This is a genomic window from Arenimonas sp. (genome assembly GCF_022842045.1).
In the GTDB taxonomy this organism is placed as follows: Bacteria; Pseudomonadota; Gammaproteobacteria; order Xanthomonadales; family Xanthomonadaceae; genus Arenimonas.
Map to the genome: position 1 here is coordinate 48689 of NZ_JALHQI010000007.1, position 17508 is coordinate 66196.

Genomic DNA, 17508 nt, shown 5'->3' on the forward strand with positions numbered 1-17508 from the left:
CCGGCCTCCCCCCGCTGCAGAACGGAGCTTCCCCCATGCGCCGCCGTGAATTCCTCCAGCTCGACGTCTTCGCCGACCGGCCCGGGGCCGGCAACCCGCTGGCCGTGGTGCTCGACGCCCGCGACCTCGACACCGCGGCGATGCAGGCCTTCGCGAACTGGACCAACCTGTCCGAGACCACCTTCGTGCTGCCGCCGGTCGCGGCCGGGGCCAGCTACCGCGTGCGCATCTTCACCCCGCGCCAGGAGCTGCCGTTCGCCGGCCACCCCAGCATCGGCACCGCGCACGCGGTGCTCGAGGCCGGGCTGGCGCAGGCGGTGGACGGCCAACTGGTGCAGGAATGCGCGGCCGGGCTGCTCCCGATGACGGTGTCTGGCGAAGGCCAGGCCCGCCGCATCGCCGTGCGTGCGCCGCGCGGCCGGCCGCGGCCGCTGCGCGTACCGCACGAAGACGCGCTGGCGGCGGCGCTTGGCCGGGCCCGCCTGGGCGCGCTGGCGCCGGCGCTGATCGACAACGGGCCGGCCTGGTGGGTAGTGGAGCTGGCCGACGATGCCGCCGTGCGCGCGATGGCGCCTGACCTGGCCGCCATCGCCGCGCTCACCGACCTCACAGGCGCCGTCGGCCTGGCGGTGTTCGGCCGCACCGCGGCCGGCAGCGACCACCAGCTGGCGGTGCGCGCCTTCTGCCCGGCCGACGGCATTCCCGAGGACCCGGTCACCGGCAGCGCCAATGCCGCCATCGCCGCCTGGGTCCACGAATGCGGCGCCCTGGCCGCGCTCGGCAGTCGCTACGTGGTGAGCCAGGGTCGTGAGGTGGGCCGGGACGGCCGGATCGAGGTGAGCGTGGACAAGGACGGGGAAGCCTGGATCGGCGGCTGCACCCAGACCGTCATCCGCGGCACGCTGGACTGGTAACCTGCACGCCCCCACCCGGGCAGGACGCCCCATGCCGCGCCAGTTCGTACAGCTCGACGTCTTCGCCGCCAAACCCGGCGACGGCAACCCACTCGCCGTCGTGCTCGACGCCGCTGGCCTGGACGACGCCGCGATGCAGGCGATCGCGCGCTGGACGCGGCTGCCGGAAACCACCTTCGTGCTGCCGCCGACGACGCCGGCGGCCAGCTACTGCCTGCGCATCTTCAGCCCGCGCCGCGAAGTGCCCTTCGCCGGGCACCCCAGCATCGGCAGCGCACACGCCGTGCTCGACGCCGGCCTGGCTGCGCCGCGCGACGGCCAGCTGGTGCAGGAATGCGCCGTCGGCCTGCTGCCGATCGAAGTGCGCGGCACCGGCCGTGACCGCCGGCTCGCCGTGCGCGCGCCGAAGGCCCGCGTGCTCGAGATCGGCCAGCCCGACGACCCGCGCCTGTTCGCCGCACTCGAAGGCTTCACCGCCGGCGCACTGCCGCCGGTACTGATGGACGGCGGGCGCCGCTGGTGGCTGGCCGAACTGAGCGACGAGTCCTCGGTGCGTCGCCTGGTGCCGCGCTGGGACGCCGTGAGCGCGCTGGCGCGCGACCACGAGGCGATGGGCCTGTGCGTGTTCGCCCGCTGCGAGGGCCGCGATTACGACCTGGTGGTGCGCGCGCTGGTCGGCCAGCCCGGCCAGGTCGAGGACGCCGCCTCGGGCGCTGCCAACGCCACCCTGGCGGCATGGCTGCACGAGCGCGACGCGCTGCCGCACGCCAGCGGCCGCTACGTCGTCAGCCAGGGCCGCGAAGTCGGCCACGATGCGCGCCTGGAGCTGCGCGTGGACGCCGACGGCGACGTCTGGTCGGGCGGCCAGGTGCAGACGGTCGTTCGCGGCGAACTTGACTGGGATTGAGCCCGCGCCCCTTGTGGGAGGGACTTCATTCCCTCCCAAAGGGTGGCGTTATTTCTTTTCGTAGACGGGCTTGCCGTCGACCCAGGTGGACACGACTTCGAGCTTGGGCAACTGCGCCGGCGCGATCGTCAGCGGATCGCCGCCGAGGATGACGAAGTCGGCGCGGTAGCCCGCCACCAGCTTGCCCAGTGCCTTCTCATCGAACGACGCGTGCGCCGCGTCGGCGGTGAAGCCGGCCAGCGCCTGCTGCGGCGTGAGCTTCTGGTCGGGCAGCCAGCCGCCGGCCGGCATGCCCTTGAGGTCGGCGCGGGTGACCGAGGAATACAGGCCCAGGCGCGGATCCACCGATTCCACCGGGAAATCCGAGCCCAGCGCCAGCGGCACGCCGGCATCGCGGAAACGCTGCCAGGCGTAGGCGCCTTCCAGCCGCGCCTTGCCGACGCGCGCTTCTGCCCACGGCATGTCCGAGGTGGCGTGCGTGGGCTGCATCGAGGCGATCAGCTTGAGCGTGGCGAAGCGCGGGATGTCGGCCGGCGCCACCACCTGCGCGTGCTCGACGCGCCAGCGGTGGTCGGTGCCCGCGGCCTCGCCGAGCACCTTGGCGTAGGTATCGAGCACGATGCGGTTGCCGCGGTCGCCGATGGCGTGGCTGGCCGGCTGCACGCCGCAGTCGCGCGCCTTCTGCACGGCGGCGGCATAGGCCGCCGGTTCGGTGACCAGCAGGCCGCGGTGGCCGGGCTCGTCGCTGTAGTCCTCCAGCAGCGCGGCGCCGCGGCTGCCTAGCGCGCCGTCCACGTAGAACTTCACGCCGCGCATGGCCAGGCGCCCCTTGGGGTGTTCGTAGGCGCGGCCGGCGCGGCACAGCGCCGCCAGCGACGCCGAGTCGCCGTCGGCGTAGGCACGGATGCGCAGCGGCAGGCGGTCGGCGTCGGCGAATTCGCGCATCAGGCGCAGGTCGGCCAGCGACACGCCCATGTCGTGCACGCCCGTGAGGCCGTGCTTCACCGCGGCCTCCAGCGCCCGCTCGAGCGCCTCGGCGCGCAGGGCGGCGTCGGGCGCCGGCACCACTTCGTCGATCACCGCCGAGGCGGTGTCAATGAAGACGCCGGTGGCGCGGCCGTCCGCGCGCAGGATGCGGCCACCCTCGGGCTGCCAGTCGCCGCCGAGGTCGCGCTTGGCGGCGCGCATCGCGGCGCTGTTGGCCCAGCCGGCATGGCCATCCACGCGCTCGAGCCAGACCGGGCGGTCCGGGAAGGCGGCGTCGAGGTCGGCGGCCGTGGGGAAATCCTTGCCCGGCCAGTCGTTCTGGTCCCAGCCGCGACCGAGCAGCCAGGCGCCCTCGGGCAGGGTGGCCTCGAAGGCCTTCAGGCGGGCGATGACTTCTTCCTTGCTGGCGGCGTCCACCAGGTCGGCGCGCAGCAGCGCGAAGCCCAGGTTCATCAGGTGTGCGTGCGCGTCGATCAGGCCGGGCACCACGTCGCGGCCGCCGGCATCGACCAGTTTGATGCCCGGGTACTTCGCGGAAAGTGCCTCGGCGTCGTCGCCGACGTGGACAATGCGTCCCTCCGCGTCCCAGGCCAGCACCGCGCGCACGGGCCAGTCCGCTTCGCCGGTGTGGATGCGCGCGTTGACCAGGCCGGTGATGTCGCTGGCGGTTACGGCGCCGGGCAGCAGCGCGGCAAGGGCAAGGACGAGGTGAAGACGACGCATGGCGGGCTCCCGTGAGAAGGGCCCTACCCTACAAGCATTCCCGTCCGGCGCAAATCTGCAGCGCCGCAACGAACTGCAGGAGGGACGTCAGTCCCGAAGCTTGTCCGCGAGAAGCTTCGGGACTGAAGTCCCTCCTACAGGGGGTCAGCCTTCGGGGGTGACGTCGACGCGGACGCGGATCTCGTGGCCCGGGTGGTAGTCGGTGACCGTCTCGAACTCGCGGCCGGCGTATTCATAGCCGACGCGGTAGCCGACGACGCGGCCTTCGCGCGGGTAGTCGCTGACGATGCGGCAGCGCTCGACTTCCCGCAGTGCCGGGTTGTAGCGGGCGTCGTGCGGGCCGTAGGCGCGCTCGCGGCTGCGGCGCTCCATGTCGTTGCCGACCGCACCGCCGATCACGGCGCCGACCACGGTCGCGGCCTGGCGGCCGTCGCCGTTGCCGACGCTGTTGCCCAGCACGCCGCCGACGATGGCGCCCAGCACGGCGCCGCTGCCGCTGGGGCGGCGCGGATCGCGGCGGGCGTAGCGCGGGTTCGCGTACGGGTCGTAGTAGTCGTGCACCTCCTGCACGGGCGAGGCCTCGCGCCAGCACTCGCGGCGGCTGACGGGCTGTGCGCGCTCGACGATGGGCTCGACGCGGATGACGCGGGCCAGGTCGTAGGCGGAGCCGCGGGACGCGTAGCCACGGTCGTCATGGCCGCGGTAGTCGCCGTAGCCCTGTTCGTAGCCGTAATCCGGGGCGTGGTAGTCCTGCGCGCTGACGCCGCCGGCGGCCAGCGCCACGGCGAGGACGAGGGTTCGGGGAACGAGGCGGTTCATGGCAGCTCCTGACGCCGGAGGGCGTGGGCGAATCCTCGGGCCGCCGCGCCCAACCGGCGCTGAACCTTCCGGGCTGGCCGCCGGCCTGGCCTCCTCCGTTGCCAGCCATTCAACTGCCCCTGTGGGAGGGACTTCAGTCCCGATGCCTTTCGCCGAAACGCATCGGGACTGAACTCCCTCCCACGGCGGCAGCGAGCCAGGCGGCAGCTTGGGTGGCGACGGCGGGCGCGTCGCGCCCCAGCAGCGGGGCGACGTGGCTGCCGGGCAGCGGCACGACGCCGGCGCCGAGCGAGGCGGCCAGGGCGGCACTGGCTTGGAACGGCACGTCGGCGTCGTCGCGAGAGGCCATCACCAGCGTCGGCGCATCCGACGCGGGCAGCGCGACGCCTGCGCGCGCCGCGTCCATCACCGCGCCGGACTCGTCGCGCCAGCGCCGGAAGGCGAACAGCGCCGCCGCGGCGTCGGCCTCGGGGATTGCGCGCCGCGTGCCCGCCAGGCTCGCGCGCTGGCGCCACGGAACCACGACCGGGGACGGTTCGGCCGCCAGGCCCGCCGGCGGCATCGGGTTCACCAGCACGCGGGCGTCGGCATCCGCGCCTTCCAGCAGCACCAGCAGGCCGCCCAGGCTGGCGCCGACCAGCGCCACCCGATCGGCCTCGCGGCGGGCGCGGGCCAGCCAGTCCGCGACCTGGGCGCGGTAATCCGCCAGGCGCGTCGCGGCCAGGCCCGCCGCGGCCGGCTGCAGGTCGGGCGCGAACACGCGCCAAGCTCCGGCCGCGAACACCCGCGACCAGGCGTCCCACTCCCAGCCGCCGCCGCCCGCGCCGTGCACGAGGACGACGGCGCGCCGGGCTTCAGACAAGCTTCGCGTCCAGCGTGACCGGCAGCGACAGCGCCTTCGAGATCACGCAGTTCTCCTTGGCGTTGGCGGCGATGTCGGCGAAGGCCGCGGCGTCGATGCCCGGCACCGTCGCCGTCACCGTCAGGTGCACGCCGACCGCATGCGGGCCGGGCGAGGTCTCCATCGCCACCTCGGCCTGGGTATCGATGCGGGTGGCGGTGAAGCCGGCGTTCTGCAGGATGAAGCCCAGCGCCATGGAATAGCAGCCGGCGTGGGCCGCGGCCAGCAGCTCCTCGGGATTGGTGCCCTTCTCGTCGCCGAAGCGGGTGCCGAAGGAATAGCGGGTGCCCTCGAATAGGCCGCTCTGCGGCGTGCTCATGCGGCCCTGGCCGGTCTTGAGGTCGCCCTCCCAGTGGGCGGTGGCGCGGCGTTTGAAACCCATGGCGATGCTCCGTTGGCGGGCCGCGGGGGCGGCCGGGACCCGCAGTCTACCCCCGCCCCCGGGCCCGGGTTGACCCGGCGCCGCGTCGGAGGGAGGCTAGCCCTCCCCGGCCCCGCCGGGGCCCGCCATGACCGACGCGCGGTCGCGCGATAAACGACCTGGCAGCGCCTCTGCGCCGCCGACCATGACGGCCTATCCACCCATCACCCTGGGAGAGACGGCCTCATGTCGTACCGAACCGAAAACATCAGAAACGTGGCCCTGGCAGGCCACTCCGGCGCCGGCAAGACCACCCTGTTCGAAGCCCTGCTGCATGCCGGCGGCGCCCTTCCCGCGGCAGGCAGCCTGGAACGCGGCACCACCGTGTCCGACTTCGACCCGATGGAGAAGGCGCGCGGCCATTCGCTCAACACCGCGCTGGCCAGCATCGACCACGGCGGCATCCACGTGAACCTGATCGACACGCCGGGCTACGCGGATTTCCGCGGGCCCACGCTGTCGGCGTTCTCGGCGGTGGAGACCGTCGCCATCGTCATCAACGCCGCCACCGGCATCGAGTACGGCACGCGCCGGATGATGGACTACGCCAAGGCCCGCAACCTGTGCCGGTTGCTGGTGATCAACCGCATCGACGCCGACCCCGGGCACCTGGCGCAGCTGGTCGAGGAAATCCGCGAGACCTTCGGCCCCGAATGCCTGCCCATCAACCTGCCGGCCGACGGCGGCCAGCGCGTGGTGGACTGCTTCTTCAACCCCGAGGGCGACTCCGACCTCGGGCCGGTGGCCACGGCGCACCAACGCATCATCGACCAGGTGGTCGAGATCAACGAGCAGGTGATGGAGCGCTACCTCGAGGTCGGCGAGGAAGGCCTGAGCGGCCAGGCCCTGCACGATGCCTTCGAGCAGTGCCTGCGCGAAGGCCACCTGGTGCCGGTGTGCTTCGCCTCCTCACGCACGGGCGCGGGCGTGGCGGAGCTGCTGGAGTTGGCCGAGCGGCTGCTGCCCAACCCGCTGGAAGGCAACCCGCCGCCGTTCGAGAAGAACGGCCAGCCCATCATCGCCACGCCCGACCCCGCGGCGCACGTGATCGCCGACGTGTTCAAGCTCGTCAACGATCCCTTCGTCGGCAAGCTCAGCGTGTTCCGCGTGTTCCAGGGCACGGTGCGGCGCGACAGCCAGCTGTTCATCGACGACGGCCGCAAGCCGTTCAAGGTCGGCCACCTGTTCCGGCTCAAGGGCAAGGACCACGTCGAGATCGACGAGGCCGTGGCCGGCGACATCGCCGCGGTGGCCAAGGTGGACGACATCCACTTCGACGCCGTGCTGCACGACAGCCACGACGAGGACGACATCCGCCTGCATCCGCTGGACTTCCCCAGGCCCATGTTCGGGCTGGCGATCGAGGCCGCCACCCGCGGACAGGAGCAGAAGCTCGCGACGGCGCTGCACCGCCTGGCCGAGGAGGACCCCGGTTTCCACGTCGAGCACCACGCCGAGCTCAACGAGACCGTGATCCGCGGCCTGGGCGAGCTGCACCTGCGGGTGATGCTCGAGCGCATCAAGGACCGCTACGGCGTGGCGGTGACGACGCGCCCGCCACGCATCGCCTACCGCGAAACCATCGGTGCCGCCGCCGAGGGCCACCACCGCCACAAGAAGCAGACCGGCGGCGCCGGCCAGTTCGGCGAGGTCTACCTGCGGGTGGAGCCGCTGGCGCGCGGACAGGGCTTCGAGTTCGTGGATGCGGTGAAGGGCGGCACCATCCCCGGCCAGTACCTGCCGGCTGTGGAGAAAGGCGTGCGCCAGGTGCTGCACGGTGGCGCGGTGGCCGGCTACCCGATCCAGGACGTGCGCGTGACGGTGTACGACGGCAAGTACCACAGCGTGGACTCGAAGGAAGTGGCCTTCGTGGCGGCCGGCAAGAAGGCCTTCCTCGACGCGATCCTGAAGGCACGCCCGCAGGTGCTCGAGCCCATCGTGGACCTGACCGTGGCGGCGCCCGAGTCGCACATGGGCGACATCACCGGCCAACTGGCGTCCAAGCGCGCGCGCATACACGGCACCGACGCCGGCCGCGGCGGCGAGGTGCTGGTGAAGGCGCAGGTGCCGCTGAGCGAACTCACCGACTACGCCGCCGAACTCAAGGGCGCCACCGCCGGCCGCGGCCGCTACGACCTCGAGTTCAGCCACTACGAGCCGGTGCCACCCCAGGTGCAAAAGCAGCTGGTGGAGTCCTGGCGGCCGCACCACGACGAGGACTGAACATCGCATGCGGGTAGACTGCAGGCGCGGCAGTCCCGCCGCGCCTGACGGTCCAAGGATGAAATCGCCCGCCTACCTGTTCATCGCCCTGGTGTTCGCGGTCATCTTTTCGCTGATCGCGTACCGCGTGTCCGTGCATTTCGCCCAGGTCCCCGCGGCCGGCGAAGTGCCCACGGCCGCCGCGCCGGTCGAGCCGGTCGAGCCGGCCGCGCCCGCCGCGCCGGAAGCCCCCGCGCTTCCGCCGTCCCAGCGCCAGGCCGCCGACGCCATTGCCCGCGCCGCCGACATCCAGGCGGCCGTGCAGGCCTTCTATGAAGCGAACCAGGCCTGGCCGCGCAACCTCGCCCAGCTGTCGCTGGGCAACCCGGACCAGTACGCCGACGCCTCGGTCGCGGCGATCTCGATCCAGCCGCAGGGCGTGGTGGCGATCGCGATGAAGCCGCACGTGTCCCGCGGCGGCGTCATCCGCCTCACCCCGTCGATCGAGCCCGACGGCCGCGTGTCCTGGCAGTGCCGCGCCACCAACTACCCCGCCGCCACCCGTCTCCCCAGCTGCCGCTGAAGTCGCTTCCACAGGGGTCTACTCGTAGCTGAGTTCGGCGGTGCGGCCCCAGAAGACGCGGTACACGTAGACCGTGTACAGCAGGATCATCGGCAGCGTGATCGCGGCGCCGAACAGCATGATCTTCAGCGAGCCCGTGGCCGCCGCCGCGTCCCACAGCGTGATCCGGTCGATCACAAGGTAGGGGAAAAGGCTGTAGGCCAGACCCGCGAAGGCCAGCACGAACAGCAGGATCGCGCCCGCGAACGGGATCCAGTCGCGCCGGCTCTCGCCCTTGCGCAGCCGGCGGATCGCGCCTTCGGTGGCGGCGAACACCAGCGCGGTCAGTACCGGCACCGGCAGCAGGAACAGCAGCTGCGGCAGCGCGAACCACTTCTCGAAGATGCGCGGGCTCACCCAAGGCGTCGCCACCGACACCGCCGCGATGCCCAGGCCGGTCAGCCACAGGCTCACGTAGGCCCAGCGCAGCGCGCGCTGGCGCAGTTCGCCCTCGGCCTTGAGCACCAGCCAGCCGGCGCCCAGCAGGGCGTAGCCCGCGCACAGCGCCAGCCCGATCGACACGGCGAAGGCCACGCCCACCGCGTCGTCGCGGAAGCCCAGCACGTAGCTGCCCAGCATGTAGCCCTGCGAGAACGCCGCGATCACCGAGCCCGACCAGAAGGCGCCGTTCCACAGCGGCTTGTGCGCCGCCCGCGCCTTCACCCGGAAGTCGAAGGCGACGCCGCGCAGGATCAGGCCGATCAGCATCGCCGCCACCGGCAGGTACAGCGCGCCCAGGATCACGCCATGCGCCAGCGGGAAAGCCACCAGCAGCAGGCCCACGCCCAGCACCAGCCAGGTCTCGTTGGCGTCCCAGAACGGGCCGATGGACGAGATCATCCGGTCCTTGTCGGCATCGGGCACGCCGCGCAGCAGGATGCCGACGCCGAGGTCGTAGCCGTCGAGCACGACGTACAGGAGCATCGCCAGCGCCATCAGCGCGGTGAACACCACCGGGAGTGCGGTTTCCATCTCAGGCCTCCTGCAGGCCGGCGACCGCCGGCTTGTGGTCGGGTTTGCCGCGGTGGCGGGCCAGGTAGAACAGCACCGAGACGTAGGCCGACAGCAGCGCGACGTAGAGCAGCAGGTAAGCAGTCAAGCTGATGCCGATGATCGGCGCCGGCGTCGCCGAGATCGCGTCCACCGTGCGCAGCACGCCGGTGACCAGCCAGGGCTGGCGGCCGATCTCGGTGACGTACCAGCCCGCCAGCGTCGCGATCCAGCCAGCGAAGGTCATCGCCAGCAGCGCGCGCGCCTGCCAGACCGTGGGCTCGGCGTGGCGGCGCAGTCGCCAGGCGCTCCACCACGACACCGCCAGCATCAGCAGGCCCGTGCCCACCATCACCCGGAAACCCCAGAACACCGGCGCCACCGGCGGGTGCGCGTCCGGGAACGAGTCCAGGCCCTTGATCTCGCCATCGAGCGAGTGCGTGAGGATCAGGCTGGCGAGCTTGGGAATGCCGATGGCGTAGTCATTGCTGCGCGTTTCCTCGTTGGGCAGCGCGAACAGCAGCACCGGTGCGCCCTTCTCGTCCTGCCAGATGCCTTCCATCGCGGCGACCTTGGCCGGCTGGTGTTCGAGCGTGTTCAGGCCATGCAGGTCGCCCACGAAGATCTGCACCGGGATCAGCAGCGCGGCGACGGCCACGCCGGTGCGCATCGCGGCCATCACGTCCGGCGCGCGGTCGCGGCGCAGCCAGCGGTAGGCCGACAGGCCGGCGACCAGGAAGGCCGCGGTCAGGCCCGAGGCCAGCAGCATGTGCACCAGCCGGTACGGGAAGGACGGGTTGAAGATGATGGCGAACCAGTCGGTCGGATGCGCCACGCCATCGATCATCTCGAAGCCGACCGGCGTGTGCATCCAGGAATTCAGCGCCAGGATCCAGAACGCCGACAGGGTGGTGCCGCCCGCCACCAGCACGGTGGCCAGGGTGTGCACGCGCTCGCCCACGCGCTTGCGGCCGAACAGCATGATCCCGAGGAAGCTGGCCTCGAGGAAGAACGCCGTCAGCACCTCGTAGGCCAGCAGCGGCCCGGCGATGTTGCCCACCGTTTCCATGAAGCCCGGCCAGTTGGTGCCGAACTGGAAGCTCATGGTGATGCCGCTGACCACGCCCAGCGCGAAGGTGAGCGCGAACACCTTCACCCAGAAGTAGTAGGCGTCGAGCCAGTGCTGCTTGCCGGTGCGCAGGAAGCGCAGCTTGAAGAACAGCAGGAACCAGCCCAGCGCGATCGTGATGGTGGGGAACAGGATGTGGAAGCTGATGTTGGCCGCGAACTGGATGCGCGCCAGCAGGGCCGGGTCGAGTTCGCTCACGACGCCTTCTCCTCGTTGGCCGGCGCCGCCCCCCGCATGCGGTCGGTGAACTGCAGCAGGGTCGTGGCCTTGGCGCCCAGCGACATCAGCTTCTCCAGCGTGGACGGCGAGAGCTTGCGCACCTCGGCGAACCACTCGGTGAGCTGCTCGATCAGGTCGTGCATCTCGCGCATGCGCGCCTGCGCGTGCTTTTCCTCCGGCGAGTCCGGTGTTTCCAGCAGCGCGTCACGCAGCATCGAGAGGGTCGGGTCCACCTCGCGCCGCTGCCGCTCCTCGGCCAGGGTCTTGAAGATGGCCCAGACGTCCTCGGGCGCGGCGTAGAAGTCGCGGCGATCGCCCGGCTGGTGGCTCAGGCGCACCAGCCGCCAGGACGAGAGCTCCTTCAGCCCCATGCTCACGTTGGAGCGGCTGACGCCCAGCCGCTCGGTGATCTCGTCGGCCGTCAGTGGCTGGGCCGAGATGAACAGCAGGGCATAGATTTGCCCCACGGTCCGGTTGATGCCCCAACGGCTGCCCATTTCACCGAAATGGAGCACGAAGGACTGGCTGAGCGGGGGAAGGTCCATGACCGGCCTCGAAGTTTCAGAAATTTCTGAAACATTAGACTTGGATCATTGACAACCCGCAAGCGAGCTCTGCCACCCGTTCAGCTACCCATCACCCCCGCCCCTGTGGGAGGGACTTCAGTCCCGAAGCTCTTCGGGCGGGAGCATCGGGACTGAAGTCCCTCCCACAGGAGATGACGGGTCAGTTGGCGAAGCGGTAACTGACCTTGATGAGCAGCTGCTCGGTGTCGGCCAGCGAGCTGGCGTCGCCGAGCAGCTCGGACAGCGAGCGGCCGGCGCTGCGCTCGTCCAGGCCACCGCGGCCGTAAACGATGTAAAGGTCCGACAGCGGCGCCAGCTCGTAGCGGTAGCGGACCTGGAAGCCCAGGTTGGCGAGGCTGAAGTCGGTGATGTCGGCGGGCGTGGCGGTGGCGATCGGCTCGCCGTCGGCGCGCACGGCCCAGGCCTGGCGCAGGCGCGCGTCGAGGGCGATGGTCTCGAGTTTCACGCGCAGCTCCTGGCGGTGGCCGATCTGCCATTGCAGGCTGGCGCCCAGCGTCGCCAGGTCGGCGCGGTAGCTGCCCAGGCGGTTGCCACCGCGCCAGAGCAGCCAGTCCGGCAGGTGCTGCACGCCAACGCCCAGTTCCAGCGCGAGGCTGTCGTTGAAGTGCAGCGTCGGCTCGAGGTCGAACTCGAGGCCGGGCCGGGAGGCCCCCTCCAGGCCATCGCCCGCGAGCCGGGTGCTGCCGTACCAGGACCAGGAACCCTGGCGCGGACGCGAGCGCTCGTAGAACGCGTAGACCTTTTCGGGCACGCGGACCACGCCATTGCCGCGCGTGATCAGGTCATCGTGGCCGGAAGACCAGGCCGTGACGTCGAAGAATTCATTGCCGCCATCGCGGCGCTCGCTGTAGCGCTGGATCGCCGCGGCCTCGGCGATCGACAGACCGCTGTCGTTGCGCCGGGTGGACGCCGCCCACCGCCATTCGTGCGAGGCGTACTTCGAGGCCTCGGGCTGGTTCGGGTAGCGCCGCGCCAGCTCGTAGCGCAGGTAGTTGAAATCGTTTCGGTCGAGGAAGCCGATGTCGTTGAGCTGCAGCTCGTCGCCCAGGTGCAGCAGGTAGGCCTGCTGGCGCCAGCCGTCGCCGAGCTCCTGGTCGGCGCGGACCTGGAAGCCGCTGTCGTCGCTGCGCGTGCCGCCCTGGCGGACACTGGACGCCACCACCTGCGAGCGGATGTTCCAGGCCGGCGTCGGCGACCAGAGATGGTCCACGGAAGTCACCGTCGCCTCGCGGTCGGCGAAGGGCACGTCCACGCGGGTCAGCATGCCGCCCAGGTCCTGGGCGCCGAAGTCGCGGGTGGCGCGCAGCGCGAAGAAATCCCGCCCGAGGTCGCCGTCCTCGGTGGCCGCCAGCACGCCGTAGCGCACCTGGCCCAGGCTGCCGTTGAGCTTCACCGCGGCGTCCACGTCGGCGAACTGGCCGATGCGGCGCGTGTACAGCAGCCGGCTGTTTCCCGCGCCGAAGGGCACGTCGAAAAGGCCCTGGTTCTCGGTGAAGAAGGGCCGCTTGTCGCCGAAGAAGGTCTCGACCGCACCGAAGTTCACCACCAGGTCGTCGCTCTCGACCTGGCCGAAGTCCGGGTTCAGCGTCGCCGACAGCTGGAACTGGCCGTTGGGCTTCCAGAACAGGTCGGCGCCGGCATCGAAATCGGTGCCGCCGTTGGCGATGTCGCTGACGCCGACCACGTAGGGCGTGACCGCCAGCAGCGCCTGCTCGTAGTGCGGCACCTGGATCTTCGCGAACTCCGACAGGAAGCGCGACCGCTGGAAGCTGATGCCCGGCCAGCCGTAGCGCTCGCCGGTGCTGCCGACCACGCGGTCGACGTAGATGCCCAGGGTGCGCTCGCCGTCGGCCGGCTTCGCCATCGGCGCCACGTGCCAGGGGATCAGCATCTCGACGCTCCAGCCATCGGCGTCCTGCGTCACCGCGTGGTGCCAGTGGCCGTCCCAGTCGGTGTTGAAGTTGCGCTCGCTGGTGATCACCTCGTCGCTGATGCCGTTGCCCACCGTGACCATGAAGTCGTAGCCGGTGCGGCCGTCGCCGTCGAAATCCACCATGAAATTGACGCGGTCCAGCGCCCCGCCCTCGTCGCGGCGGGTGCGCTGGGTGGTGCGCGGCACGTCGGCCGGCTGTTGATTGCGGAAGGCCACGGCCAGGCCGTTCGGCGTGGCCAGCACCCAGGCCTCGGTGCGCAGGCGCGCCGGCTCGCCGTTGAGTGGCTGCACCATCTCGAAGTCGGTGATGTGGCGGGCGCCGGCCCATTCGGACGGATCGATGCGGCCATCGACTTCGACGGCGAAGGCGGGCGCGGCGGCGAACGCCAGGGCGCCGAGGCAGGCAGCGAGTTTCATGCGGGTTCCCGGGTGGAGCGACGCGCGAATGATCGGCGCATTGGCGCCGCGAAGAGCGGGTCGTAAGTCATGGCAAGCGCGCCTCCTGTGGGAGGGACTTCCGTCCCGATGCTTCTGGCCGGAAAGCATCGGGACGGAAGTCCCTCCCACAGGAGGCGGCGTGGTCAGCGCTTCTTGGCGGGGGGCTTGGGCTGCAGCATCGTGCCGGTGCAGTGCTTGGAACCGCAGCGGCAGGCCCAGAGCTTCTTGAGCTTCGCGGTGTGCGGCTCGTGCAGCACGATGCCGTAGTTGTAGGTCAGCTCTTCGCCGGCGGCGATGTCGCGCATGGCCTCGATGTAGATCCGGTCCTTGCGCTTCTTCTTGCCGTCCTCGAGCCAGGTGGCCTCGCAGTTCGGGTCGCAGCTGTGGTTGATCCAGCGCGCGTCGTTGCCGTCCACGTTGGCGTCGATCACGTACTTGTCGTTGAGCGTGAACAGGAAGGTGTGGCCGGTATCGGCCTCGTCGGCGTACACCGCGTCCACTTCCGCGTGGGTGCGCAGCAGGCCCTTGTAGCGGATGACCCGCTCGCCCTTGGCGATCGCCTCGGTGGCGAAGACGCCATTGCCGTGGATGGCGGACTGGCGGGCTTCGATCTTCTTGGGCATGCAGGGACATCCGGGGCGGCGTGGGGACCGGCATTGTCCCTGATGCCGCCGGATCGTGCAGCCCAGCCCGTTCGCGGAGGCCCCGGGGCCCCTTGCACCCGGCCCGTGAACGGCTTCACGCGCCGTGGATTGAGCCGGCCGGGGCCAAAGCGTACAATTTCGGTCCTGATTCAAACCGCCAGGCCGACGCCATGCTTCGCGTCACCAAGCTCACCGATTACGCCACCGTCGTCCTGGTCGCCCTGGCCGAGGCGCCGGGGCGCGTGCATTCCGCCGCCGAGCTGGCCGAACGCTCGCGGCTCGAGGCCCCCACGGTCGCCAAGGTGCTCAAGCCGCTGGCCCATGCCGGCCTGGTCGAGAGCTTCCGCGGCGCCAACGGTGGCTACCGGTTGGCCCGCCCCGCCCACGAGATCCCGCTCAAGGCGGTCGTCGAGGCCATAGAAGGCCCGCTCAACATGACCGAATGCTCCGGCGAGCACTCCAACTGCGAGCACGAGGCCCACTGCGGCGTGCAGACGCACTGGCGCCGCATCAACGACGTGATCGCCGACGCGCTCGGCGGCATCACCCTGGCCGACATGCTCCCGCCGTCGGCCGTCCGCAAATCCATCCCGCTGCAGCTCGCGGCGGCAGGAGGCTGAGATGGCCATCCAGAACCAGGAAATCGTCGAGAAGCTGTCCCGCCGGTACGACGCCGGCTTCATCACCGACATCGAGTCCGACACCTTCCTCCCCGGGTTGAGCGAGGACGTCGTCCGCGCGCTCTCGGCCAAGAAGGAAGAGCCCGAGTGGATGACCGAGTGGCGGCTGGCCGCCTACCGGCATTTCCTCACCATGCCGATGCCCGAGTGGGCCAAGCTGCAGATCGCGCCCATCGACCTGCAGGCGCTGAGCTACTACAGCGCGCCGAAGGGCCCGAAGTACAAGTCGCTGTCCGAAGTGCCGCAGGAGCTGCTCGACACCTACGACAAGCTGGGCGTGCCGCTGCACGAGCGCGCCAAGCTGGCGGGCGTGGCGGTGGACGCGGTGTTCGACTCGGTGTCGGTCGGCACCACCTTCCGCAAGGAGCTGGCCGAGAAGGGCGTGATCTTCTGCTCGATGTCCGAGGCCATCAAGGAACACCCCGAGCTGGTGCGCCAGTACCTGGGCAGCGTGGTGCCGGTGGGCGACAACTACTTCGCCGCGCTCAATTCCGCGGTGTTCTCGGATGGCTCCTTCGTGTTTATCCCCAGGGGCGTGCGCTGCCCGATGGAGCTGAGCACCTATTTCCGCATCAACGCCGGCCACACCGGCCAGTTCGAGCGCACGCTGATCATCTGCGAGGAGCGCGCGCACGTGTCCTACCTCGAGGGCTGCACCGCCCCGCAGCGCGACGAGAACCAGCTGCACGCGGCGGTGGTGGAGCTGGTGGCGCTGGAAGACGCCGAGATCAAGTACTCGACCGTGCAGAACTGGTACCCGGGCGACGAGAACGGCGTCGGCGGCATCTACAACTTCGTCACCAAGCGCGGCGAATGCCGCGGCGACCGCTCGAAGATCTCGTGGACCCAGGTGGAGACCGGCTCGGCCATCACCTGGAAGTACCCGAGCTGCGTGCTCAAGGGCGACGACTCGGTCGGCGAGTTCTACTCGGTGGCGCTCACCCACCACCGCCAGCAGGCCGACACCGGCACCAAGATGATCCACCTGGGCAGGAACACCAAGTCCAAGATCATCAGCAAGGGCATCAGCGCCGGCCGCGGCCAGAACACCTACCGCGGCCTGGTGAAGATGGAAAAGACCGCCGCCGGCGCCCGCAACTACACCCAGTGCGACAGCCTGCTGATCGGCAAGCAATGCGGCGCGCACACCTTCCCCTACATCGAGGTCAAGCACCCGACCGCGACGGTGGAGCACGAGGCCACCACCTCCAAGATCAGCGACGACCAGCTCTTCTACTGCCGCAGCCGCGGCATCGGCGAGGAGGACGCGGTGTCGATGATCGTCGATGGCTTCTGCAAGCAGGTCTTCAAGGAGCTGCCGATGGAGTTCGCGGTGGAGGCCAAGAAGTTGCTGGAAGTCAGCCTCGAAGGCGCCGTCGGCTGAAAGATTCCCTTCTCCCGCTTGCGGGAGAAGGTGCCCGAAGGGCGGAAGAGGGCGACCTCGCGATGCCCTCTCCCCAACCCTCTCCCGCCAGCGGGAGAGGGGGCAAACGAAAACTACGGATGCAACACCCATGCTGAAGATCGAAAACCTCCACGTCCGCGTCGCCGGCAAGGACATCCTCAAGGGCCTCTCGCTGGACGTGAAGCCCGGGCAGGTGCACGCCATCATGGGCCCGAACGGCGCCGGCAAGTCCACGCTCGGCAACGTCATCGCCGGTCGCGAGGGCTACGAGGTGGTCGAAGGCCGCGTCGAGCTCGAGGGCGTCGACCTGCTGGCGCTGGAGCCCGAGGCGCGCGCCGCCGCCGGGGTGTTCCTGGCCTTCCAGTACCCGGTCGAGATCCCGGGGGTGAACAACACCTACTTCCTGCGCACCGCGCTCAACGCCCAGCGCAAGGCGCGCGGCGAGGAAGAGCTCGACTCGATGCAGTTCCTCAAGCGCGTGCGCGAGAAGCTGGCCGTGCTCCACCTCAAGGACGAGCTGCTGCACCGCGCCGTCAACGAGGGCTTCAGCGGCGGCGAGAAGAAGCGCAACGAGATCTTCCAGCTGGCCCTGCTCGAGCCCAAGCTCGCGATCCTGGACGAAACCGACTCGGGCCTGGACATCGACGCGCTCAAGGCGGTGGCCGACGGCGTGAACCTGATGCGCTCGCCGGAGCGCGCCTTCCTCGTGATCACCCACTACCAGCGCCTGCTCGACTACATCAAGCCGGACGTGGTGCACGTGCTGGCCGACGGCCGCATCGTCGAGAGCGGTGGCCCGGAGCTGGCGCTGGAGCTCGAGGCGCACGGCTACGCCTGGGTGAAGGACCGGATCGCGCCGGGGGCGTCGGCCTGAGCATGAGCGCCCTGCTGCAATCCTTCGAATCCGGCTTCGCCGCCCTGCCCGCGGCGCACGTGGATGCGCTTGGCCTCGGCCCGGCGCGGCGCGCGGCGCTGGCCGCCGCGCTG

Annotated in this window: 16 protein-coding genes; 7 read left to right on the top strand and 9 right to left on the bottom strand. The window is 70.5% G+C overall.

The annotated features are described in order from the left end of the window. Nucleotides 1–35 precede the first annotated feature (35 nt). Complete coding sequence (locus Q0C12_RS03050; protein ID WP_290886036.1) at nt 36–914, top strand: PhzF family phenazine biosynthesis protein; 879 nt, start codon at nt 36–38, stop codon at nt 912–914. A gap of 31 nt (nt 915–945) precedes the next feature. Beyond that, nucleotides 946–1821, top strand: a complete 876-nt coding sequence (locus tag Q0C12_RS03055) for a PhzF family phenazine biosynthesis protein (RefSeq protein WP_290886058.1) — start codon at nt 946–948, stop codon at nt 1819–1821. A 48-nt stretch (nt 1822–1869) separates the two neighbouring features. Here Q0C12_RS03055 and Q0C12_RS03060 read toward each other — a convergent pair whose 3' ends face one another. The 4 genes from Q0C12_RS03060 to Q0C12_RS03075 form a co-directional block, all read right to left on the bottom strand. Continuing rightward, on the bottom strand, nt 1870–3531 hold the full coding sequence (locus tag Q0C12_RS03060) for an amidohydrolase (RefSeq protein WP_290886061.1): 1662 nt from the start codon (nt 3529–3531) through the stop codon (nt 1870–1872). A gap of 144 nt (nt 3532–3675) precedes the next feature. Then, nucleotides 3676–4350: a glycine zipper 2TM domain-containing protein gene (locus Q0C12_RS03065; RefSeq protein WP_290886063.1), complete on the bottom strand. Its 675-nt coding sequence runs from the start codon at nt 4348–4350 to the stop codon at nt 3676–3678. A gap of 133 nt (nt 4351–4483) precedes the next feature. Next, nucleotides 4484–5212, bottom strand: a complete 729-nt coding sequence (locus Q0C12_RS03070; RefSeq protein ID WP_290886066.1) for an alpha/beta fold hydrolase — start codon at nt 5210–5212, stop codon at nt 4484–4486. Continuing rightward, nucleotides 5205–5633 (bottom strand): OsmC family peroxiredoxin, encoded by a 429-nt coding sequence (locus Q0C12_RS03075; RefSeq protein ID WP_290886069.1) that lies wholly within the window; start codon nt 5631–5633, stop codon nt 5205–5207. The genes Q0C12_RS03070 and Q0C12_RS03075 overlap by 8 nt, the downstream gene beginning before the upstream one ends. Nucleotides 5634–5858: 225 nt before the next feature. On the opposite strand from Q0C12_RS03075, the gene fusA reads away from it, so the two are divergent. Both fusA and Q0C12_RS03085 read left to right on the top strand, forming a co-directional pair. Then, the gene (fusA, locus tag Q0C12_RS03080) at nt 5859–7895 is read left to right on the top strand and encodes an elongation factor G (protein WP_290886073.1); all 2037 of its coding nucleotides are present in this window, start codon (nt 5859–5861) and stop codon (nt 7893–7895) included. 58 nt (nt 7896–7953) lie between these two features. Then, a complete protein-coding gene (locus Q0C12_RS03085; protein WP_290886076.1) occupies nt 7954–8457 on the top strand; it encodes a pilin in 504 nt (167 codons plus the stop codon). An 18-nt stretch (nt 8458–8475) separates the two neighbouring features. On the opposite strand, the gene Q0C12_RS03090 is transcribed toward Q0C12_RS03085, so the two are convergent. The 5 genes from Q0C12_RS03090 to Q0C12_RS03110 form a co-directional block, all read right to left on the bottom strand. Next, on the bottom strand, nt 8476–9468 hold the full coding sequence (locus Q0C12_RS03090; RefSeq protein ID WP_290886079.1) for a cytochrome d ubiquinol oxidase subunit II: 993 nt from the start codon (nt 9466–9468) through the stop codon (nt 8476–8478). 1 nt (nt 9469) lies between these two features. After that, entirely contained in the window at nt 9470–10813 is a 1344-nt protein-coding gene (locus tag Q0C12_RS03095; RefSeq protein WP_290886082.1) for a cytochrome ubiquinol oxidase subunit I, read from the bottom strand. Continuing rightward, on the bottom strand, nt 10810–11379 hold the full coding sequence (locus Q0C12_RS03100) for a GbsR/MarR family transcriptional regulator (RefSeq protein ID WP_290886085.1): 570 nt from the start codon (nt 11377–11379) through the stop codon (nt 10810–10812). The genes Q0C12_RS03095 and Q0C12_RS03100 overlap by 4 nt, the downstream gene beginning before the upstream one ends. Nucleotides 11380–11560: 181 nt before the next feature. Beyond that, entirely contained in the window at nt 11561–13771 is a 2211-nt protein-coding gene (locus Q0C12_RS03105; protein ID WP_290886088.1) for a DUF5916 domain-containing protein, read from the bottom strand. A 164-nt stretch (nt 13772–13935) separates the two neighbouring features. Continuing rightward, a complete protein-coding gene (locus tag Q0C12_RS03110; RefSeq protein ID WP_290886091.1) occupies nt 13936–14415 on the bottom strand; it encodes an SET domain-containing protein-lysine N-methyltransferase in 480 nt (159 codons plus the stop codon). A gap of 191 nt (nt 14416–14606) precedes the next feature. Here Q0C12_RS03110 and Q0C12_RS03115 point away from each other — a divergent pair, with 191 nt between their 5' ends. The 3 genes from Q0C12_RS03115 to sufC all read left to right on the top strand — a co-directional run bounded on the left by Q0C12_RS03115 (nt 14607) and on the right by sufC (nt 17395). After that, nucleotides 14607–15056: an SUF system Fe-S cluster assembly regulator gene (locus Q0C12_RS03115; protein ID WP_290886094.1), complete on the top strand. Its 450-nt coding sequence runs from the start codon at nt 14607–14609 to the stop codon at nt 15054–15056. Between the two features lies 1 nt (nt 15057). Next, a complete protein-coding gene (gene sufB / locus Q0C12_RS03120) occupies nt 15058–16500 on the top strand; it encodes a Fe-S cluster assembly protein SufB (protein WP_290886096.1) in 1443 nt (480 codons plus the stop codon). A 130-nt stretch (nt 16501–16630) separates the two neighbouring features. Then, nucleotides 16631–17395, top strand: coding sequence for a Fe-S cluster assembly ATPase SufC (gene sufC / locus Q0C12_RS03125; RefSeq protein ID WP_290886099.1), 765 nt, complete (start codon nt 16631–16633; stop codon nt 17393–17395). Nucleotides 17396–17508: the final 113 nt, after the last annotated feature.